General features: G+C 58.6%; 17 protein-coding genes. 12 read left to right on the plus strand and 5 right to left on the minus strand.

Annotation, left to right across the window (positions count from 1 at the left end; translation table 11 throughout):
* Positions 1–64: 64 nt before the first annotated feature.
* A complete protein-coding gene (locus QDT79_RS22190) occupies positions 65–1,006 on the minus strand; it encodes a LysR family transcriptional regulator (protein ID WP_063988884.1) in 942 nt (313 codons plus the stop codon).
* Positions 1,007–1,410: 404 nt separating this feature from the next.
* Here QDT79_RS22190 and cbp21 point away from each other — a divergent pair, with 404 nt between their 5' ends.
* The 3 genes from cbp21 to tkt all read left to right on the plus strand — a co-directional run bounded on the left by cbp21 (position 1,411) and on the right by tkt (position 5,224).
* Positions 1,411–2,004 carry a chitin-binding protein/chitosanase CBP21 gene (cbp21, locus tag QDT79_RS22195; protein WP_063988883.1) on the plus strand — a complete coding sequence of 198 codons (594 nt, stop codon included), beginning with the start codon at positions 1,411–1,413 and terminating at the stop codon, positions 2,002–2,004.
* Between the two features lie 257 nt (positions 2,005–2,261).
* Positions 2,262–3,212, plus strand: a complete 951-nt coding sequence (gene tal / locus QDT79_RS22200; protein WP_063988882.1) for a transaldolase — start codon at positions 2,262–2,264, stop codon at positions 3,210–3,212.
* 17 nt (positions 3,213–3,229) lie between these two features.
* Positions 3,230–5,224, plus strand: a complete 1,995-nt coding sequence (gene tkt, locus QDT79_RS22205) for a transketolase (protein ID WP_308316094.1) — start codon at positions 3,230–3,232, stop codon at positions 5,222–5,224.
* A gap of 50 nt (positions 5,225–5,274) precedes the next feature.
* Here tkt and nudK read toward each other — a convergent pair whose 3' ends face one another.
* A complete protein-coding gene (gene nudK / locus QDT79_RS22210; RefSeq protein WP_033635486.1) occupies positions 5,275–5,850 on the minus strand; it encodes a GDP-mannose pyrophosphatase NudK in 576 nt (191 codons plus the stop codon).
* A 390-nt stretch (positions 5,851–6,240) separates the two neighbouring features.
* Here nudK and narQ point away from each other — a divergent pair, with 390 nt between their 5' ends.
* Both narQ and QDT79_RS22220 read left to right on the plus strand, forming a co-directional pair.
* Positions 6,241–7,917, plus strand: coding sequence for a nitrate/nitrite two-component system sensor histidine kinase NarQ (gene narQ / locus QDT79_RS22215; protein WP_308317075.1), 1,677 nt, complete (start codon positions 6,241–6,243; stop codon positions 7,915–7,917).
* A 161-nt stretch (positions 7,918–8,078) separates the two neighbouring features.
* Positions 8,079–8,711, plus strand: a complete 633-nt coding sequence (locus QDT79_RS22220) for a response regulator (protein WP_004941753.1) — start codon at positions 8,079–8,081, stop codon at positions 8,709–8,711.
* 32 nt (positions 8,712–8,743) lie between these two features.
* On the opposite strand, the gene QDT79_RS22225 is transcribed toward QDT79_RS22220, so the two are convergent.
* On the minus strand, positions 8,744–9,022 hold the full coding sequence (locus QDT79_RS22225) for a winged helix-turn-helix domain-containing protein (protein ID WP_004941750.1): 279 nt from the start codon (positions 9,020–9,022) through the stop codon (positions 8,744–8,746).
* A 294-nt stretch (positions 9,023–9,316) separates the two neighbouring features.
* Here QDT79_RS22225 and acrD point away from each other — a divergent pair, with 294 nt between their 5' ends.
* On the plus strand, positions 9,317–12,451 hold the full coding sequence (acrD, locus tag QDT79_RS22230; protein WP_308317076.1) for a multidrug efflux RND transporter permease AcrD: 3,135 nt from the start codon (positions 9,317–9,319) through the stop codon (positions 12,449–12,451).
* Between the two features lie 126 nt (positions 12,452–12,577).
* On the opposite strand, the gene ypfM is transcribed toward acrD, so the two are convergent.
* A complete protein-coding gene (gene ypfM, locus QDT79_RS22235; protein WP_100396732.1) occupies positions 12,578–12,637 on the minus strand; it encodes a protein YpfM in 60 nt (19 codons plus the stop codon).
* Positions 12,638–12,853: 216 nt separating this feature from the next.
* On the opposite strand from ypfM, the gene QDT79_RS22240 reads away from it, so the two are divergent.
* Together QDT79_RS22240 and QDT79_RS22245 are read left to right on the plus strand one after the other, a co-directional pair.
* On the plus strand, positions 12,854–13,333 hold the full coding sequence (locus QDT79_RS22240; RefSeq protein ID WP_130018176.1) for a tetratricopeptide repeat protein: 480 nt from the start codon (positions 12,854–12,856) through the stop codon (positions 13,331–13,333).
* 9 nt (positions 13,334–13,342) lie between these two features.
* The gene (locus QDT79_RS22245; RefSeq protein WP_308317077.1) at positions 13,343–13,774 is read left to right on the plus strand and encodes a GNAT family N-acetyltransferase; all 432 of its coding nucleotides are present in this window, start codon (positions 13,343–13,345) and stop codon (positions 13,772–13,774) included.
* Between the two features lie 7 nt (positions 13,775–13,781).
* Here QDT79_RS22245 and QDT79_RS22250 read toward each other — a convergent pair whose 3' ends face one another.
* Positions 13,782–14,207, minus strand: coding sequence for a GNAT family N-acetyltransferase (locus QDT79_RS22250; RefSeq protein WP_063990461.1), 426 nt, complete (start codon positions 14,205–14,207; stop codon positions 13,782–13,784).
* A 529-nt stretch (positions 14,208–14,736) separates the two neighbouring features.
* On the opposite strand from QDT79_RS22250, the gene QDT79_RS22255 reads away from it, so the two are divergent.
* From QDT79_RS22255 to QDT79_RS22270, 4 genes are all read left to right on the plus strand, one after another.
* Complete coding sequence (locus QDT79_RS22255) at positions 14,737–15,288, plus strand: helix-turn-helix transcriptional regulator (RefSeq protein WP_063990462.1); 552 nt, start codon at positions 14,737–14,739, stop codon at positions 15,286–15,288.
* Between the two features lie 254 nt (positions 15,289–15,542).
* Positions 15,543–15,929, plus strand: coding sequence for an ArsC family reductase (locus QDT79_RS22260; RefSeq protein ID WP_060438228.1), 387 nt, complete (start codon positions 15,543–15,545; stop codon positions 15,927–15,929).
* The gene (dapE, locus tag QDT79_RS22265; RefSeq protein WP_308317078.1) at positions 15,926–17,053 is read left to right on the plus strand and encodes a succinyl-diaminopimelate desuccinylase; all 1,128 of its coding nucleotides are present in this window, start codon (positions 15,926–15,928) and stop codon (positions 17,051–17,053) included. The genes QDT79_RS22260 and dapE overlap by 4 nt, the downstream gene beginning before the upstream one ends.
* A complete protein-coding gene (locus QDT79_RS22270) occupies positions 17,050–17,724 on the plus strand; it encodes a M15 family metallopeptidase (RefSeq protein ID WP_063990464.1) in 675 nt (224 codons plus the stop codon). The genes dapE and QDT79_RS22270 overlap by 4 nt, the downstream gene beginning before the upstream one ends.

Here is a 17,724-nt window from a genome sequence, read left to right on the forward strand (position 1 = left end):
CGAGCGCTGCGGGGTTTTCATTGAGTTAACCGTTTGATTTTCGCGTCCCTTCGTCTCTATCCCTTCAGTTGTGGCACCAAGGATAGCCGCCATCCCGCACCACTTCCCGGCCCATCAGGCTGTAAACATCGCTTTTGCGCGTCAGCCGCTCATGCCACCAGTTAAACCCGGCGCCCTTGCTGGCCGGATGCCACGCCAGCCAAATCATTTCGTCGCCCTTCTGCATCTCCACCGGCACCGTCACCAGTTCGCCGCTGGCCAGCTCCTTTTCAATCAGCGACGGCGGCAGAAAAGCGTGGCCGATGCCGCGTTTGAGCAGCGCCAGGTTGCTTTCCACGTCGCACACCACCAGTTGGCGCTGCAGAGGCAGCGTACCATGATTGCGTTTGGGCAGCTCATGGCTGCTGTCGGCGATCGCGACCACGATGTCGTTCAAGCGCTGCTTCTTGCACACCGGCTTTCTCTGCGCCGCGAACGGGTGCGAAGGCGACACGCACAGCACGAAGTTGAGCTTGCCGAGCATCAGGGTTTTGGCCTGTACGCTGTCGGGAATTTGGCCAATGGCGATAATCAGGTCCGCCCGGTTGTTCTTCAACGCATCCCAGGTGCCGTTCAAGGCTTCCCGCTGCACCGAGATATTGGCGTTCGGGCAATGCTGAATATAGTCGCGGATATCCTGCGTCAGGGTCTCCAGCGGGAAGAAGGTGTCCACCGCCAGGCGGATATTATTGTCCAGCTTGGGGATGTTTCTTACCCGACTTTCCAGATCCTGCACCGCATTTAATATCCAGCTGCCCTCCTGCAGGAGAAACTCCCCTTCATCCGTCAGGGTAATCATGGGGCCATTGCGATGAAAAAGTTTCACGCAGAGTTTGCTTTCAATATTGGAAACCCGATAAGAGATCGCCGAAGGCGTTTTATGCAGCGCCTCCGCCGCCATAGAGAAAGAGCCGGTGCTCTTGATGGTGCTGATTATTTTAATCGCGTCCAGGGATAATCTAGTCATACAAATTCCTCTTTAAAATAAAATAAGAAAAATGACACTAAATTCCCAAGGTGGTGGCGCACAAAAATCGATCAAGTCGAACAAGGGTACTCAAGGCAACAAGCAATATACTTCATAAATGAGAGCGCTATCTTAAATACTATTCATCACTAGCTGATATAAATTTCATCATAGCGCCGTGCTTTTACATTGTGAAAGTTAAATAAATTCGGCCTAACGATCAAAGTTCGTCATCATAATATTTTTCGTTAATAGCCGGTAAAACATTCCGATCTACGGCCAAGCCAGAATGATAAAAATAAAACAAGCCGACAGAAATGGTTATTTCCAATTACGTTATTAGCCTCTCATTTTGTCGGTGAAATACGCTCAACTTACAACATAATTTCAGTCAGGAGTGACTTATGAACAAATCTTCCCGTACCCTGCTCTCTCTGGGCCTGCTGAGCGCGGCCATGTTCGGCGTTTCGCAACAGGCGAATGCCCACGGTTATGTCGAATCGCCGGCCAGCCGCGCCTATCAGTGCAAACTGCAGCTCAACACCCAGTGCGGCAGCGTTCAGTATGAACCGCAGAGCGTCGAAGGCCTGAAAGGCTTCCCGCAGGCCGGTCCAGCTGACGGCCATATCGCCAGCGCCGACAAATCCACCTTCTTCGAACTGGATCAGCAAACGCCGACGCGCTGGAACAAGCTCAACCTGAAAACCGGCCCCAACTCCTTTACCTGGAAGCTGACCGCGCGTCACAGCACTACCAGCTGGCGCTATTTCATCACCAAGCCGAACTGGGACGCTTCGCAACCGCTGACCCGCGCCTCCTTTGATCTGACGCCGTTCTGCCAGTTCAACGACGGCGGCGCCATTCCTGCCGCGCAGGTGACCCACCAGTGCAACATACCGGCAGATCGCAGCGGTTCGCACGTGATCCTTGCCGTGTGGGATATAGCCGACACCGCCAACGCCTTCTACCAGGCGATCGATGTCAACCTGAGCAAATAATCGGCCAAATGAGGCGATCTTTGAGGGTTCAGCCTGGCGCTGAACCCTTCTTTTTTGGCTCTCGCGCTACCGCCTCCTTCGCCTGCCACCGCCGCAAGCCGCGCCCCGCCTGGGTTTATTCGGCATTCATTGTTATTATCCATCGCAACAATCAGAAAAAGCGCATTTTCATTCCCGACCCGATGATGCAGTGTGTTTCCCCTACGATGCAAAAGGTTCTCATTTCCCTACGTTGAGCTTGGTCAAGGAGCTTATCAATGAATCAATTAGACGCACTCAAGCAGCTGACCACGGTGGTCGCCGACAGCGGCGATATCGAATCCATCCGCCAGTTCGAACCCCAGGATGCCACCACCAACCCTTCGCTGATCCTGAAAGCCGCCGCGCTGCCGCAGTACAAGGCGCTGATCACCGAAGCGCTGGAGTATGCCCGCCGCCAGGGCGGCAGCAAGGAAACCCAGCTGATCAACGCCAGCGATAAGCTGGCGGTCAATATCGGCGTCGAGATCCTCAAAAGCGTGCCGGGCCGCATCTCCACCGAAGTAGACGCCCGCCTGTCGTTCGATCGCGGCATGTGCGTCGCCAAAGCGCGCAAGCTGATCGCCATGTATCAGGAACAGGGCATCGACAAATCGCGCATTCTGATCAAACTGGCTTCCACCTGGGAAGGCATCAAAGCCGCCGAAGAGCTGGAAAAAGAAGGCATCAACACCAACCTGACGCTGCTGTTCTCCTTCGCTCAGGCTCGCGCCTGCGCCGAAGCCGGCGTGTATCTGATCTCGCCGTTCGTCGGCCGCATCTATGACTGGTATCAAGCCAAACAGCCTGCCGCCGACTACGATGCCGATCAGGATCCGGGCGTGAAGTCGGTGCGTACCATCTATGAATACTACAAGCGTCATCGTTACCAGACGGTGATCATGGGCGCCAGCTTCCGTAAGGTTGAGCAGATTTTGGCGCTGGCCGGCTGCGATCGCCTGACCATCGCGCCGAACCTGCTTGAACAGCTGAAAAACAGCGACCAGCCGGTCGAGCGCAAGCTGACCCCGTCTACCGAGGGCTTCCACCAACCTGCCCCGCTGGCCGAAGCGGAATTCCGCTGGCTGCACAATCAGGACGCCATGGCGGTGGAGAAACTCGCCGAAGGCATTCGCCTGTTCGCCGTCGACCAGCAGAAGCTGGAAGACATGTTGGCCGCTCAACTGTAACCGCACTGGAGTAAAACATGTCCTCTCGTAAAGCGCTTGCCAACGCCATCCGCGCACTCAGCATGGACGCCGTACAAAAAGCAAATTCCGGCCACCCGGGGGCCCCTATGGGCATGGCGGACATCGCCGAAGTCCTGTGGCGTGACTACCTCAACCACAACCCGACTAACCCGCACTGGGCTGACCGCGACCGTTTCGTGCTCTCCAACGGCCACGGCTCCATGTTGATTTACAGCCTCCTGCACCTCACCGGCTACGACCTGCCGATGCGCGAGCTGGAAAACTTCCGTCAGCTGCACTCCAAAACCCCTGGGCACCCGGAGTACGGCTACACCCCGGGCGTTGAAACCACCACCGGCCCGCTGGGCCAGGGTATCGCCAACGCCGTCGGCTTCGCCATCGCCGAACGCACCCTGGCGGCGCAGTTCAACCGCCCTGGCCACGACATCGTTGACCACCACACCTACGCCTTCATGGGCGACGGCTGCATGATGGAAGGCATCTCGCACGAAGTCTGCTCCCTGGCCGGTACCCTCAAGCTCGGCAAGCTGACCGCTTTCTACGATGACAACGGCATCTCCATCGACGGCCACGTCGACGGCTGGTTCACCGACGACACCGCCCTGCGCTTCGAAGCCTACGGCTGGCACGTGGTGCGCAACGTCGACGGCCACAATCCGGACGCCATCAAGGCCGCGATTGAAGCAGCCCGCAAGGTGACCGACAAGCCGTCGCTGCTGATGTGCAAGACCGTTATCGGCTTCGGTTCGCCGAACAAGGCCGGCACCCATGACGTGCACGGCGCCGCGCTGGGCGCAGCCGAAGTGGCCGCCACCCGCGAAGCGCTGGGCTGGAAATACGCCGCCTTTGAAATCCCGCAGGACATCTACGCCCAGTGGGACGCCAAGGAAGCCGGTCAGGCCAAAGAAGCGGCCTGGAACGACAAATTCGCCGCCTACGCCAGGGCCTTCCCGGAGCAGGCTGCCGAGTTCAAGCGCCGCATGAACGGCGAGCTGCCGGCCGACTGGAAAGCCGACGCCAAGGCGTTCGTGGAAAAACTGCAGGCCAACCCGGCCAACATCGCCAGCCGCAAGGCGTCGCAGAACGCGCTGGAAGCGTTCGGCAAGGTGCTGCCGGAGTTCCTGGGCGGCTCCGCCGACCTGGCGCCGAGCAACCTGACCATGTGGTCCGGCTCGAAAGCGCTGAACGTTGACCCGGCGGGCAACTACATTCATTACGGCGTGCGCGAGTTCGGCATGACCGCCATCACCAACGGCATCGCGCTGCACGGCGGCTTCCTGCCGTACTCGGCGACCTTCCTGATGTTCGTGGAATACGCCCGCAACGCGGTGCGCATGGCGGCGCTGATGAAGCTGCGCAACGTGTTCGTCTACACCCACGACTCCATCGGTCTGGGCGAAGACGGCCCGACCCACCAGCCGGTGGAGCAGTTGGCAAGCCTGCGCGTGACCCCGAACATGAGCACCTGGCGCCCGTGTGACCAGGTAGAATCGGCGGTGGCGTGGCAGTACGGCATCGAGCGCAACGACGGCCCGACCACGCTGGTGTTCTCGCGCCAGAACCTGACCCAGCAGCCGCGCACCGCAGAGCAGCTGGCGAACGTGTACCGCGGCGGCTACGTGCTGAAAGACTGCGCGGGCACGCCGGACGTCATCCTGATTGCCACCGGCTCCGAAGTGGGCATCACGGTGGAAGCGGCGGACAAGCTGACCGCGGCGGGCCGCCAGGTGCGCGTGGTGTCGATGCCGTCGACCGACGCGTTCGACAAGCAGGATGCGGCATACCGCGAGTCGGTGCTGCCGGCGGCAGTGACGGCGCGCGTGGCGGTGGAAGCGGGTATCGCGGACTACTGGTACAAGTACGTGGGCCTGAACGGCGCCATCGTGGGCATGACCACCTTCGGTGAGTCGGCGCCGGCGGAGCAGCTGTTCGCCGAGTTCGGCTTCACCGTGGACAACGTGGTGGCCAAGGCGCAGGCGCTGCTGAAATAAGCAACCCGGCGCCAGCCGATAAAAAAGCCGGTCATCGTGACCGGCTTTTTTTATGCCATCACCCGATGAATCTGCAAATATTGCAGCAGCATGATGGTCTTGCCGTCTTTAATACGGCCATCGGCGATCATCGCCACCGCTTCGCTGAACGGCAGTTCGATCACTTCAATATCTTCATCTTCAATGCCACCGCCGGCCGCGCGTCGCTCATCGTCATGGTATTCGGCGATAAAGAAGTGCACGATCTCGGTCACGCCGCCCGGCGACATGTAGGCTTCGAAGATTTTCTTGACCTCACCCACCTGAAAACCGGTCTCTTCCACCGCTTCGCGGCGCGCACACTGCTCCGGAGAGTCGGCATCCAGCAGGCCGGCGCAGGCCTCAAGCAGCATGCCGCTTTCGTTGCCGTTGACATAGGTCGGCATGCGGAATTGATTGGTCAGCACCACCGTGCCCTTGGCGCGGTTGTACAGCAAAATGGTGGCGCCGTTGCCGCGATCGTAGACCTCGCGCATCTGTTGCACCGAACCGCCGTTTTTGCGTTTCAGATCGAACGTGTACTTGTGCAGCACATACCAGTTGTCCGACAACAGCTCTTTCTTCACATTCTCAATTTTCGACGACATGACCCTTTTCCCTTGAGTTGCAACCTGAAGATCATACCGCGATTACGCCGCGCCGCGGCAGACGATTTGCAACAAAAATCACACCGTACCCCGCCGGACAAGCCGGGACTTAACATTGCTTAAAATAATGGAAAATAAGTCGCGCTCAGGCGCATGACATTGCATAAAACCCAGTGCGATTCGCCCCCCAAAGACAAATCACCAGAGGAAACCGGCCCGCCGCTGAACATCGGTGGGCATTTCGCTATTCATTTGATTACACAACGACAATTGTTCCCGTTTTGTTGACAACTTGATACAAATCGCGGTGCAATTTAGTTGCAAAAGTTATAGTTTTGCTTTCGAATGAAACTGGCGAAGCGCCTCACCTGAGAGAAAAGGATTCCGTGATTGCTTGTTAAACGTTCCGTGACCGGCAGCCTGGCCAGAGCGCTGTTCGGCATCGTGATACTGTCGGTGCTCGCCACCGGGTTGGCGTTGACGACCGTCGCCGGCAGCCAAAGCGATGCCGAGGCGATCAACATTGCCGGTTCGCTGCGCATGCAAAGCTACCGCTTGGCCTTTGATCTTGACCGGCAGAGCCCGGAGCTGGAGCTGCACCTGCAGCAGTACCGACAATCTTTACAGGCGCCGGCACTGCAAAAGCTGGCGCGCTTTTACGTTCCGGCTGAGGTGCGCAACCACTATCTGGCGCTGCAACGAACATGGCAAACGATGGAGCGGCAGATCCGTGACGGGCAGGCGGCCGCCTACCGGGCGGAGGTCGCCGGCCATGTCAATCGCGTCGATCATTTCGTTTCCGCTCTGCAGCGTTATTCCGAGTTGAAACTCACCCTGGTGGCCGCCGTCAGCGTACTGGGCTACGCCGCCATCATCGGCCTGGTGCTGTTCTGCATTCGTTTTATGCGCCGCCAGGTGGTCACGCCGCTGCAGCATCTGGTCTATGCCAGCCAGCGCGTGCAACAGCGCGATTTTCGCCACCCGCAGCTGGACGTGGCGCTGCCGAACGAACTCGGCGTGCTGTCGCAAACCTTCAGCGCCATGTCGGACGAGCTGGCCCGGCTCTATCAGTCGCTGGAGCTGAAAGTGCAGGAAAAGACCCGCCGCCTGCAGCAGGCCAACGAAACGCTGGAGGTGCTGTATCGCTGCTCGCAGGCGCTGAGCGTGCGCCAGATCGATCAGCAAGCGTTCGAAAATGTGCTGCGCATCGTGCGCCAAAGCGAACGACTGCGCTGCATCCGGTTGAACGTGGCGGACGATCATGGCCAGTGGCAACTGAACGAAGGAGAGCCGGCGCCGGCGCAAACCTGGAGCGCGCTGCCGATCACCCAAGGCGATAAACTGCTGGGCGAGTTGCGATGGCAGCCAGAAGCGCAGCCGCCGCATCCTCACCTGATGCAGAGCCTGGCCAACATGCTGGGGCGCGGCGTCTACTTCAACCGGGCGCAAAAGCAGTACCAATATCTGCTGTTGATGGAAGAGCGTGGGACCATCGCGCGCGAGCTGCACGATTCGCTGGCGCAGACGCTGTCGTTCCTGCGCATCCAGCTGACGCTGCTCAGGCGCGCCGCCGACGATCCGGCGGCGCAGACGATTATCGACGATTTCGATCGCACGCTGGCCGATGCCTATCGCCAGCTGAGAGAATTACTGGCCACCTTCCGCCTCAACATTCAGGAGGCGGATCTGAATGCCGCGCTGGAGCAACTGTTGCAGCCATTAAAGGCGCTAACCCCCGCGCGGATTCAGTTACACTGTCGGCTGCCCTCGCAGGCGCTCAACGCCCAGCAGCAGGTGCACGCGCTGCAGATCGTGCGCGAAGCGGTGCTCAATGCCGTCAAGCACGCCGGAGCAAGCGAGATCGCGGTGTGTTGCGAGGTCAACGCCGCAGGCGACAACGTATTCAGTATTACCGACGACGGTTGCGGCATCGCCAGTCTGGAAGAACCGGAAGGGCATTACGGCTTGACCATCATGAGCGAACGCGCGGCGCGACTGGGAGGAACGCTGCGCATCCGGCGCAGAAGCGGCGGCGGCACGGCGGTCTGCCTGACATTCTCGCCCTGACCTTGCGGCTGTTCACCCTGCGTTACGGTTACCGCCGGGCAGAAGACCGCCCGGAGAGGTTTGCGGTGCAGATTGCCGCTATTTTTGAAGAGACAGTCCCACTGTGAAGCACGCCTCCGGGCGCGTTTGAGTGGCTTTACTTGCTACAGGGAGCATATTTCATGGTGATGAAGCAATACCGAGTCATGATCGTTGACGATCATCCGTTGATGCGGCGCGGCATCAAACAACTGCTGGGACTGGATGCGCGATTTGGCGTGGTGGCAGAGGCCGGCAACGGCAGCGAGGCGGTTGCGCTGGCGCTGCAGCACGCTCCGGACGTGATCTTGTTGGATCTGAACATGAAGGGCATGTCCGGGCTGGATACGCTGCGGGCCCTGCGCGACGAAGGCGTGGACGCGCGCATCATCGTGCTGACGGTCTCCGACGCGCGCAGCGATCTGTACGCGCTGATCGACGCCGGCGCCGACGGCTATCTGCTGAAAGACAGTGAGCCGGAGCAACTGCTGGAACACATCAGCGCCGCCGCCGAGGGGCAGAACGTGATCAGCGATGCCATGGCCGACTATTTGCTGGCGCGCAGCGAGCAGCGCGATCCCTTCACCGCCTTGACCGAACGCGAACTGGACGTCTTGCAAGAGGTGGCGCGCGGCCTGTCCAACAAACAGGTGGCGGCGCAGTTGCATATCTCTGAGGAAACCGTGAAGGTGCACATCCGCAACATACTGCGCAAGCTGGACGTGCGTTCTCGCGTGGCGGCGACGGTGATGTACCTGGAGTACAAAAGCCACTGATCGCCCCGCCCCGGCCAATACGCCGGGGCCACTTACTCGATGGCGCTGAGCAGCGCCTGATGATGCTGATGCACCCAACTCTTGTTGAACGGCCCCCAGCTTTCCAGCTGATAGAAACCGTCGTTGTTGCGCACGCCCTGCTGCACGAACTGCAACTCGACGCCCATGCCGGGCAACGCCTTCAGCACATCCTGCAACGTGCGGCGCGGCCAGCCGGTCAACGCCATCAACCGCGGCACATTGGGCCGCTCACTGTGGCTAATCAGCCAGCATAAATAAAGCCGACGGGCAAATACCGGGTTAATTCCCATGCCAAGCTCCTGCTGTAAGGTGAGTCCAGTTTTTTACTTTCCTGTTCCCTGCGGCGAAGACATGCGCAAGGCCTTTGATAGTAATAAAAATGTCTTAATAGCGTACAATTATCGACGCCGGTGCATCCACGCCGTTTTCCGCTACCGTTATTTACACTATCTCCTTTTTTTCTCCACGCTTTCCTCGACTATCCCGAGTAAAGTGCAATAGCGCCGGAATCCTTCCCTGCCGCTGAAATGCATATTTCCGATGCGTTTTAAAGATAGAACAAGTCATAACGAGGTTCGCGCTGCATGGCCAATTTTTTTATTGATCGCCCGATTTTCGCCTGGGTGCTGGCAATTATTCTTTGCCTGACCGGGGCATTGGCGATTTTTTCTTTACCGGTGGAACAATACCCGAATTTGGCGCCGCCGAACGTGCGCATCAGCGCAACTTACCCAGGTGCTTCGGCGCAAACGCTGGAAAACACCGTCACGCAGATCATTGAACAGAATATGACCGGCCTCGACAACATGATGTATATGTCGTCGCAGAGCACCAATACCGGCCAGGCGACCGTCACGCTGACGTTCGAAGCCGGCACCGATCCCAACGAGGCGATGCAGCAGGTACAAAACCAGCTGCAGGCGGCGATCAAGCGCCTGCCGCAGGCGGTGCAGAATCAGGGGGTCACGGTGTCGAAATCCGGCGACACCACGCTGATGATGGTGGCGTTCGTCTCCACCGACAACAGCATGGACAAGCAGGACATCGCCGATTACATCGTCTCCAACCTGCAGGATCCGCTTAGCCGCATCAACGGCGTCGGCAGCATGGACGTGTACGGCTCGCAATACGCCATGCGCATCTGGCTCGATCCCAACAAGCTCAACAGTTACCAGCTCACGACCCAGGACGTGGTCAATGCCATTCAATCGCAGAACGCCCAGGTGGCGGTCGGCCAACTGGGCGGCACGCCATCGGTCGATAAACAGGCGTTGAACGCCACCATCAACGCCCAGTCGCAGCTCCAGACGCCGGAACAGTTCCGTCAGATCACCCTGCGGGTCAATCAGGACGGATCGCTGGTGACGCTGGGCAACGTCGCCACCGTCGAACTGGGCGGCGAGAACTACAACTACCTCAGCCGCTACAACGGCATGCAGGCCGCGGGCATGAATATCAAGCTGGCCTCCGGCGCCAACGAACTGCAGACCGACCAGTTGGTGAAGGACAAGATCGCCGAGCTGTCGCAGTACTTCCCGCACGGGCTGGAGGCCAAAGTGGCCTATGAAACCACCCCGTTCGTCAAAGCCTCGATCAAAGACGTGGTGAAAACGCTGCTGGAAGCCATCCTGCTGGTGTTCCTGGTGATGTACCTGTTTCTGCAGAACTTCCGCGCCACGCTGATCCCCACCATCGCCGTGCCAGTGGTGTTGATGGGCACCTTCGCCATCCTTTCCGCCTGCGGCTTCAGCATCAACACCCTCACCATGTTCGCCATGGTGCTGGCGATCGGCCTGCTGGTGGACGACGCCATCGTGGTGGTGGAAAACGTCGAGCGCGTGATGAGCGAAGAAGGCCTGCCGCCGCGCGAGGCCACGCGCAAATCCATGGGGCAGATCCAGAGCGCGCTGGTCGGCATCGCGCTGGTGCTGTCGGCGGTGTTCGTGCCGATGGCGTTCTTCGGCGGCACCACCGGCGCCATCTATCGCCAGTTCTCCATCACCATCGTCTCCGCCATGGTGCTGTCGGTACTGGTGGCGATGATCCTGACCCCGGCCCTGTGCGCCACGCTGCTCAAACCGATCGCCAAGGGGCACCACCACGGCAAGCGCGGCTTCTTCGGCTGGTTCAACCGCATGTTCAACCGCAACACCGAACGCTATGAGCGCGGCGTGGGGCGCATCCTGCACGCCAGCGGCCGCTACATGGTGATTTATCTGCTGTTGCTGGGCGGCATGGCGCTGCTGTTCATCAAGCTGCCGACCTCGTTCCTGCCGCAGGAAGACCGCGGCATCTTCACCGTACAGGTGCAGCTGCCGGCAGGTTCGACCCTGCAGCAAACGTCCAAAGTGGTGGAAAAGGTCGAACAGTACTTCCTCACCGAAGAGAAACAGGACGTGGTGTCGGTGTTCGCCATCATCGGCTCCGGGCCGGGGGGCAACGGCCAAAACGTGGCGCGTCTGTTCATTCGGCTGAAAGACTGGGACCTGCGCACGGCGGGCGCCAACAGCTCATTCGACATCATCGATCGCGCCACGCTGGCATTCAGCAAGATTAACGAAGCCCGGGTGATCGCCAGCAGTCCGCCGGCGATCACCGGCCTCGGCAACTCCTCCGGCTTCGATATGGAGTTGGAGGACCACGCCGGGCTCGGCCACGCCAAGCTGATGGCGGCGCGCGATCAGCTGCTGCAGCTGGCCGCGCAAAACCCGCTGCTGTCGCGCGTGCGTCACAACGGCCTGGACGACAGCCCGCAGCTGCAAATCGACATCGATCAACGCAAGGCGCAAGCGCTGGGCGTGTCGATCGACGACATCAACAATACCCTCTCCACCGCCTGGGGCTCGACCTACGTCAACGACTTCGTCGACCGCGGGCGGGTGAAAAAAGTTTACGTGCAGGCCGCGGCGCCGTTCCGCATGTTGCCGGATGACATCAACAAATGGTATGTGCGCAACGACGCGGGCGGCATGGTGCCGTTCTCGGCCTTCGCCAGCTCGCACTGGGAGTACGGTTCGCCGCGGCTGGAACGCTATAACGGCAGCTCGGCGCTGGAGATCGTCGGCGAAGCGGCTAACGGCGTCAGTTCCGGCACCGCCATGATGGAAATGGAAAAACTGGTCAGCCAACTGCCGACCGGTTTTGGCCTCGAGTGGACGGCGATGTCCTATCAGGAACGGCTGTCCGGCTCGCAGGCGCCGGCGCTGTACGCCATCTCGCTGCTGGTGGTGTTCCTGTGTCTGGCGGCGCTGTACGAGAGCTGGTCGATTCCGTTCTCGGTGATGCTGGTGGTGCCGCTGGGGGTGATCGGCGCGGTCGCCGCTACCTGGCTGCGCGGGCTGGAGAACGACGTTTATTTCCAGGTCGGCCTGTTGACCATCATTGGGCTGTCGGCGAAAAACGCCATTCTGATCGTCGAATTCGCCAATGAACTGAATCAGAAAGGGCAGGATCTGATGTCGGCGACGCTCGAAGCTTCACGCATGCGTCTGCGCCCGATCCTGATGACCTCGCTGGCGTTTATCTTCGGCGTGCTGCCGATGACCATCAGCAGCGGCGCCGGCTCAGGCAGCCAGCATGCGGTCGGCACCGGGGTGATGGGCGGCATGATCTCCGCCACCCTGCTGGCCATTTTCTTCGTGCCGCTGTTCTTCGTGCTGGTGCGCCGCCGCTTCCCGGGGAAACCGCATCCGGCAGCCACGCCGACCACCGAGGAGTAACAGACAGCGCATAAAAAAAGCAGCGTCGGGTTACCGATGCTGCTTTATTTCGAACGATAATCTCGTTCCCAAGGTGTTTCAGTGACGCTCCAATGACTCAACCTTGCCATCTGCTTCAACGCTGTGTCAGTTGCCCAACATCTCATCAATGAAGTCTTTCCAGTTTCCTAATTCACGATCAACCATAATACTTTACAACCTCAATTATTTGACGAAGCGGATTCTACGCCTGTTTTTTGACCATGTGAAGGGAAACGGGAACGATGCCGGGCCCGGAAACCGGGCTTAGCGCACATTTTCGTATTTATCTCATCAATGTGTTGTGCAGCTATTCCCTTGTGATATCAATTTCTCCACGGTAGCGTGTAAAAGGTATAAAAATACGCCAATGGAGCGCCGATCATGTCCACCTCTTTGTCTCTCTCGCAGTTGAAAACGCAGGGCCGCTATCAGGAAGCGACTGCGCTGGCGTTACGGCAACTGGCGGCCGAACCGGAAGCGGCGATATTGCACCTTCAGCTGGCCTGCCTGTATGACGTGCAGGGCCTGGAGCAACAGGCCATTCCCTGCTACCTCGCGGCGCTGGCCCGCGATTTGCCGCCCGCCCAGCGCCGCGAGGCCTGGCTGGGCCTCGGCAGCACCTACCGCGCCCTGGGAGAATATCCGGCTTCGTTACGGGCTTTCGACGACGGTCTGACCGAGTTCCCGCAGGCCTACGAGCTGATGTTGTTTCGCGCCATGGCGCTGTACAACCTGGGTGAAAATAAACGGGCCGTGGCCGATCTGTTGTTGCTGTTGGCGGACACCTCGTCAGACCCCGACATCCGCGGCTATCAGCGCGCCATTCGGCACTATGCCGCCGATCTCAATCTTATTGGTTAGAGGAAAACGATGGAAATTGTCACCGATCTGAACCGCCGCGCCATCGACTGGCAGCGGCTGTGCGAATTGCTGGAGGCCGCCGGGCTGGGCAAACGCGATCCGCACACCCTGCGGCGCGTTTACCAACACAGCCAGTTTTGCTATTGGGGGTTTATCGGCGACGAACTGATCGCCACCGCGCACGCCATCAGCGATCTGACCTCGGTCGCCTACCTGGCCGACGTGGCGATCGATCCGCGCTTTCAGGGGCAAGGGCTGGGACGCAGGTTGATGGATCGGGTAATGCAAGATTTGGCGCCGCTCGGCAAGATTTTCATCTATTCCGTGCCGGAAAAGCGGACCTTCTATAAAAAGTACGGCTTTCACGATTTGGCCACCGGCATGGTGTATGCGGACGGCGCCTCTCTGCAGCGCCTGCAACAGGGAGGCTACGTGCGTTAAACGCGCTTCACAAAGTTTTGCTCATAAAGACGCGGCTGGTTCCCGGCGGCAAGCAAGGCACCTCCCCCATACGCTGCCAGCCATGCCGTTGATAAAAGTCCGGCGCCTGAAAGCTGATGGTGTACAACACGGCCGAAAGGCAACCGCGCCGGCGGCCTTCCTGTTCGAAACGGCGCAACAGTTCGCTGCCCAACCCCGCGCCGCGCAGCGCTTCCGGCAGATAAAAGAGATCGAGAAACAGCAGCCCTAATGATGAACGTCCGGTAATTCCCCCCAGAACGTCCCCACTGTCGGGATCTTTTACCACCACCGCCAGCGGCAGACGATCGCCGTAGCCGATCTGTTGATCATTAAAACGGTCCAACCCCTCCGCAATACAAGACGTTATTTCCGGTGTTACCCGATCGGAAATTTCGATATGACATTCTTTCACGCCAGCTCTCCGTATCAATCGCCCACATTACGCGCTGTTCGTCGCTCAAAACATCGCATTTTCTTTGTTTAGATTTATCTTTATCTCAATTTCAAACCGAATTTCCGCATAAACTCATAGACTGTCTTTCCACCGTTCAAAATAAAACCGCCATCACGGCAAGAAAACAAGAAATATCTTAGTTATTAACTCATTAACGAAATCAGCCACGCTAAAGCTATCGATAAAAACGATCGAATTTAATTTTGCGATAGGTGACATCTATGTTAATTCCTTTTAATAACCTGAGTATTAATAGAGGATTTCTATTCTATTAAACCGCCTCCGGCCAAAGGGCCGGCTAAAAAGCAGATTTACTCTTTATAAATCATGTTAGTATATGAGACTTTCCTTATTTTCCGCTGCCGAGAGAGGGCCTCCGTCTACGCGACAAGATAAGTTCAATGTGAAATTATTTAGATTGTTTCTTTTTTTATGTTTTAAGATATCGATCCTCACCGGGAAATAGAAAGTAAAGGACTATAATAAAATGGAAATTGATATTTTCAGCGAGTGTGCCTATACCACCGTCGGCATCCGACAACTCTTTAAGCAAACCTGGGCGGAAAAACGTGCACCGGCCGGCTTTAGCCGCAAAAGAGTCTGCTTTATCGATGTCACCATCGCCAATTTTGAAGCGCGTTACCGCGATGAATATGCCAACCCCAACACCTACAAAATAGTCATTATCACCGACTGCCCGCATGAAATGGTGATTGTCGACAATAAGACCATTATATTATCAAACCTTATATCATTGAGCCGTTTCAGCCACCTGATCGGCGACTTATATAAGCGTTACAGTCACTATACCGAGCCGCCGCAACTCTCCCAGCGCGAGTCCCTTTTCCTCTCGGAGTGGTCGACGGGAAAATCGCTGACCGATATCAGCAATGCCATGAATATCAGAAATAAAACCGCCAATCATTACAAGTCGCGAATAATGAAAAAATTCGGCACCAGCAGGATAAAACCGCTGTTGCATATTACCCGCGTACGGTGTTTAACCGATCGTTTAAACATAAGAATAAATAAAGAATAGCGTTTTCTTTCCCAGAACCGCAGGGGTAGCTGAACGCATTCGCCGGCGTCTTTTAACAGCACTGCCGGCGAAGGTCGCCGTTTCATCGCTTTGACAGCCTCTTTCCCTGGCCCCCAATCGCATCTCACGCGCATCGTTGTCTGGATCTCGCCGCCGCTTTACTGGCATTATCTCTGCTATCGCCGGGCGGCGAGAAGGCCTAAGATCGCGTCCGCCGCCCAGTATCGACTCGACGAGACAGGTAGCTTTACGCCATGGCAAACAAACCGCAACAGACAACGCTGACGATGTACGGCATCAAAAACTGCGACACCATCAAAAAAGCCCGCCGCTGGCTGGAAGATCAGGGCGTGACCTATCATTTTCACGACTATCGCGCCGACGGCCTGACCGAACAGCAGTTGCGCGGCTTCGTCGCGCAACTGGGTTGGGAGCCGCTGCTCAATACCCGCGGCACCACCTGGCGCAAGCTGGATGAAGCGCAGCGCAATGCCTGCGATAACGCCGACGCCGCCATCGCGCTGATGCTGGCGCAGCCGGCAATCATTAAACGTCCGCTGCTGGACGACGGCAACGGCCACGCGCTGCTCGGTTTCAACGCCGACGCTTACCAACAATTTATCGCCGAGGTTGCCGTATGACTTGCCCGGTTATCGAACTGGCCCAGCAGTTGATCAAACGCCCTTCCCTCAGCCCGAATGACGAAGGCTGCCAGCAGCTGATGATCGAACGTTTGCAGGCGATCGGCTTCACCGTCGAAGCCATGGACTTCGAAGACACCCAAAACTTCTGGGCCTGGCGCGGCGAAGGGCAAACCCTGGCGTTTGCCGGGCACACCGACGTGGTGCCGACCGGCGATGAAAAACGCTGGGACAATCCGCCGTTTGAACCGGCAATCCGCGACGGCATGCTGTATGGCCGCGGTGCGGCAGACATGAAAGGCTCGTTGGCCGCGATGGTGGTAGCTGCGGAACGCTTTGTCGCCGCCAACCCGAATCATCAGGGCCGCCTGGCATTTCTGATCACTTCAGATGAAGAGGCCAGCGCCACCCACGGCACGGTTAAAGTGGTCGAAACGCTGATGGCGCGCAACGAGCGGCTTGATTACTGCCTGGTCGGCGAGCCGTCCAGCACCGAGCGCGTCGGCGACGTGGTGAAAAACGGCCGTCGCGGCTCCATCACCGCCAACCTGCATATCCACGGCGTACAGGGGCACGTCGCCTATCCGCACCTGGCGGACAACCCGGTGCACCGCGCCATGCCGGCGCTGAATGAACTGGTGGCGATCGAATGGGATCGCGGCAACGAGTTCTTCCCGCCGACCAGCATGCAGATCGCCAACGTGCAGGCAGGCACTGGCAGCAACAACGTGATCCCGGGCGATCTCTACGTGCAATTCAACTTCCGTTTCAGCACCGAACTCACCGACGCGATGATCAAGCAGCGCGTGGAAGAGCTGCTGGAACGCCACCAGTTGAATTACAGCATCGAGTGGCGGCTGTCCGGCCAGCCGTTCCTCACCTCGCGCGGCGCGCTGGTGGATGCGGTGGTCAACGCCGTCGAGCACTATTCTGAATTGACGCCGCAGCTGCTGACCACCGGCGGCACCTCCGACGGCCGCTTCATCGCGCAGATGGGCGCGCAGGTGGTAGAACTGGGGCCGGTCAACGCCACCATCCACAAGGTCAACGAATGTGTCAACGCCGCGGATCTGCAGCTGCTGAGCCGCATGTATCAACGCATCATGGAGCAATTGGTCGCATGATCAACGCAGAGATGCTCACCGGCCGCTCAACCGAACACCTGGCGCCGCTGAGCGGGAACCATCGGCTGCAGCCGCAGGCGGTCAACGCCTTCCTGGCGATGCAGCAGGCCGCGCGTGAGGCGGGATTCGATCTCCAGCCCGCCAGCACCTTCCGCGATTTCGACCGGCAACTGGCTATCTGGAATGGCAAATTCTGCGGCCAGCGGCCAGTATTAGATAAGGACAGCCGCCCGATAGACGTTGCGCCGCTGTCCGCCGCCGAGCGCTGTGAGGCGATCCTGCGCTGGTCGGCCCTGCCGGGCGCCAGCCGCCATCACTGGGGCAGCGATCTGGACGTTTACGATCCGTCGCTGCTGCCGGAAGGGCAAAAGCTGCAGCTGGAGCCGTGGGAATATGAAGAAGGCGGTTACTTTGCGCCGCTCAACCAATGGCTGACGGCGCATATGGCCGAGTTCGGTTTCTATCGCCCCTTTACCGAAGACAGCGGTGGCGTGGCGGTGGAGCCGTGGCATCTGAGCTACCGGCCGCTGGCGCAAGAAGCCGAACATTTGCTGACCCCGGCGCTGTTGCTGGCGGCCTGGCAAGATAAGGAGGTCGCCGGTGTTGAATGGCTCGAACGCCATCTGCCCTCGATTTTTTCGCGTTTTATACGCAGTGAAGGAAAGGAGTAG

The sequence above is a fragment of the Serratia marcescens genome (assembly GCF_029846115.1).
Lineage (GTDB): Bacteria > Pseudomonadota > Gammaproteobacteria > Enterobacterales > Enterobacteriaceae > Serratia > Serratia marcescens_L.

Coding starts and splice junctions, on each gene's coding strand:
- QDT79_RS22255 (WP_063990462.1), top strand. CDS start 14,737: ATGGAAATTGATATTTTCAGCGAGTGTGCCTATACCACCGTCGGCATC.
- QDT79_RS22240 (WP_130018176.1), top strand. CDS start 12,854: ATGTCCACCTCTTTGTCTCTCTCGCAGTTGAAAACGCAGGGCCGCTAT.
- QDT79_RS22245 (WP_308317077.1), top strand. CDS start 13,343: ATGGAAATTGTCACCGATCTGAACCGCCGCGCCATCGACTGGCAGCGG.
- QDT79_RS22220 (WP_004941753.1), top strand. CDS start 8,079: ATGGTGATGAAGCAATACCGAGTCATGATCGTTGACGATCATCCGTTG.
- cbp21 (WP_063988883.1), top strand. CDS start 1,411: ATGAACAAATCTTCCCGTACCCTGCTCTCTCTGGGCCTGCTGAGCGCG.
- QDT79_RS22190 (WP_063988884.1), bottom strand. CDS start 1,006: ATGACTAGATTATCCCTGGACGCGATTAAAATAATCAGCACCATCAAG.
- QDT79_RS22270 (WP_063990464.1), top strand. CDS start 17,050: ATGATCAACGCAGAGATGCTCACCGGCCGCTCAACCGAACACCTGGCG.
- dapE (WP_308317078.1), top strand. CDS start 15,926: ATGACTTGCCCGGTTATCGAACTGGCCCAGCAGTTGATCAAACGCCCT.
- nudK (WP_033635486.1), bottom strand. CDS start 5,850: ATGTCGTCGAAAATTGAGAATGTGAAGAAAGAGCTGTTGTCGGACAAC.
- acrD (WP_308317076.1), top strand. CDS start 9,317: ATGGCCAATTTTTTTATTGATCGCCCGATTTTCGCCTGGGTGCTGGCA.
- QDT79_RS22225 (WP_004941750.1), bottom strand. CDS start 9,022: ATGGGAATTAACCCGGTATTTGCCCGTCGGCTTTATTTATGCTGGCTG.
- tal (WP_063988882.1), top strand. CDS start 2,262: ATGAATCAATTAGACGCACTCAAGCAGCTGACCACGGTGGTCGCCGAC.
- QDT79_RS22260 (WP_060438228.1), top strand. CDS start 15,543: ATGGCAAACAAACCGCAACAGACAACGCTGACGATGTACGGCATCAAA.
- tkt (WP_308316094.1), top strand. CDS start 3,230: ATGTCCTCTCGTAAAGCGCTTGCCAACGCCATCCGCGCACTCAGCATG.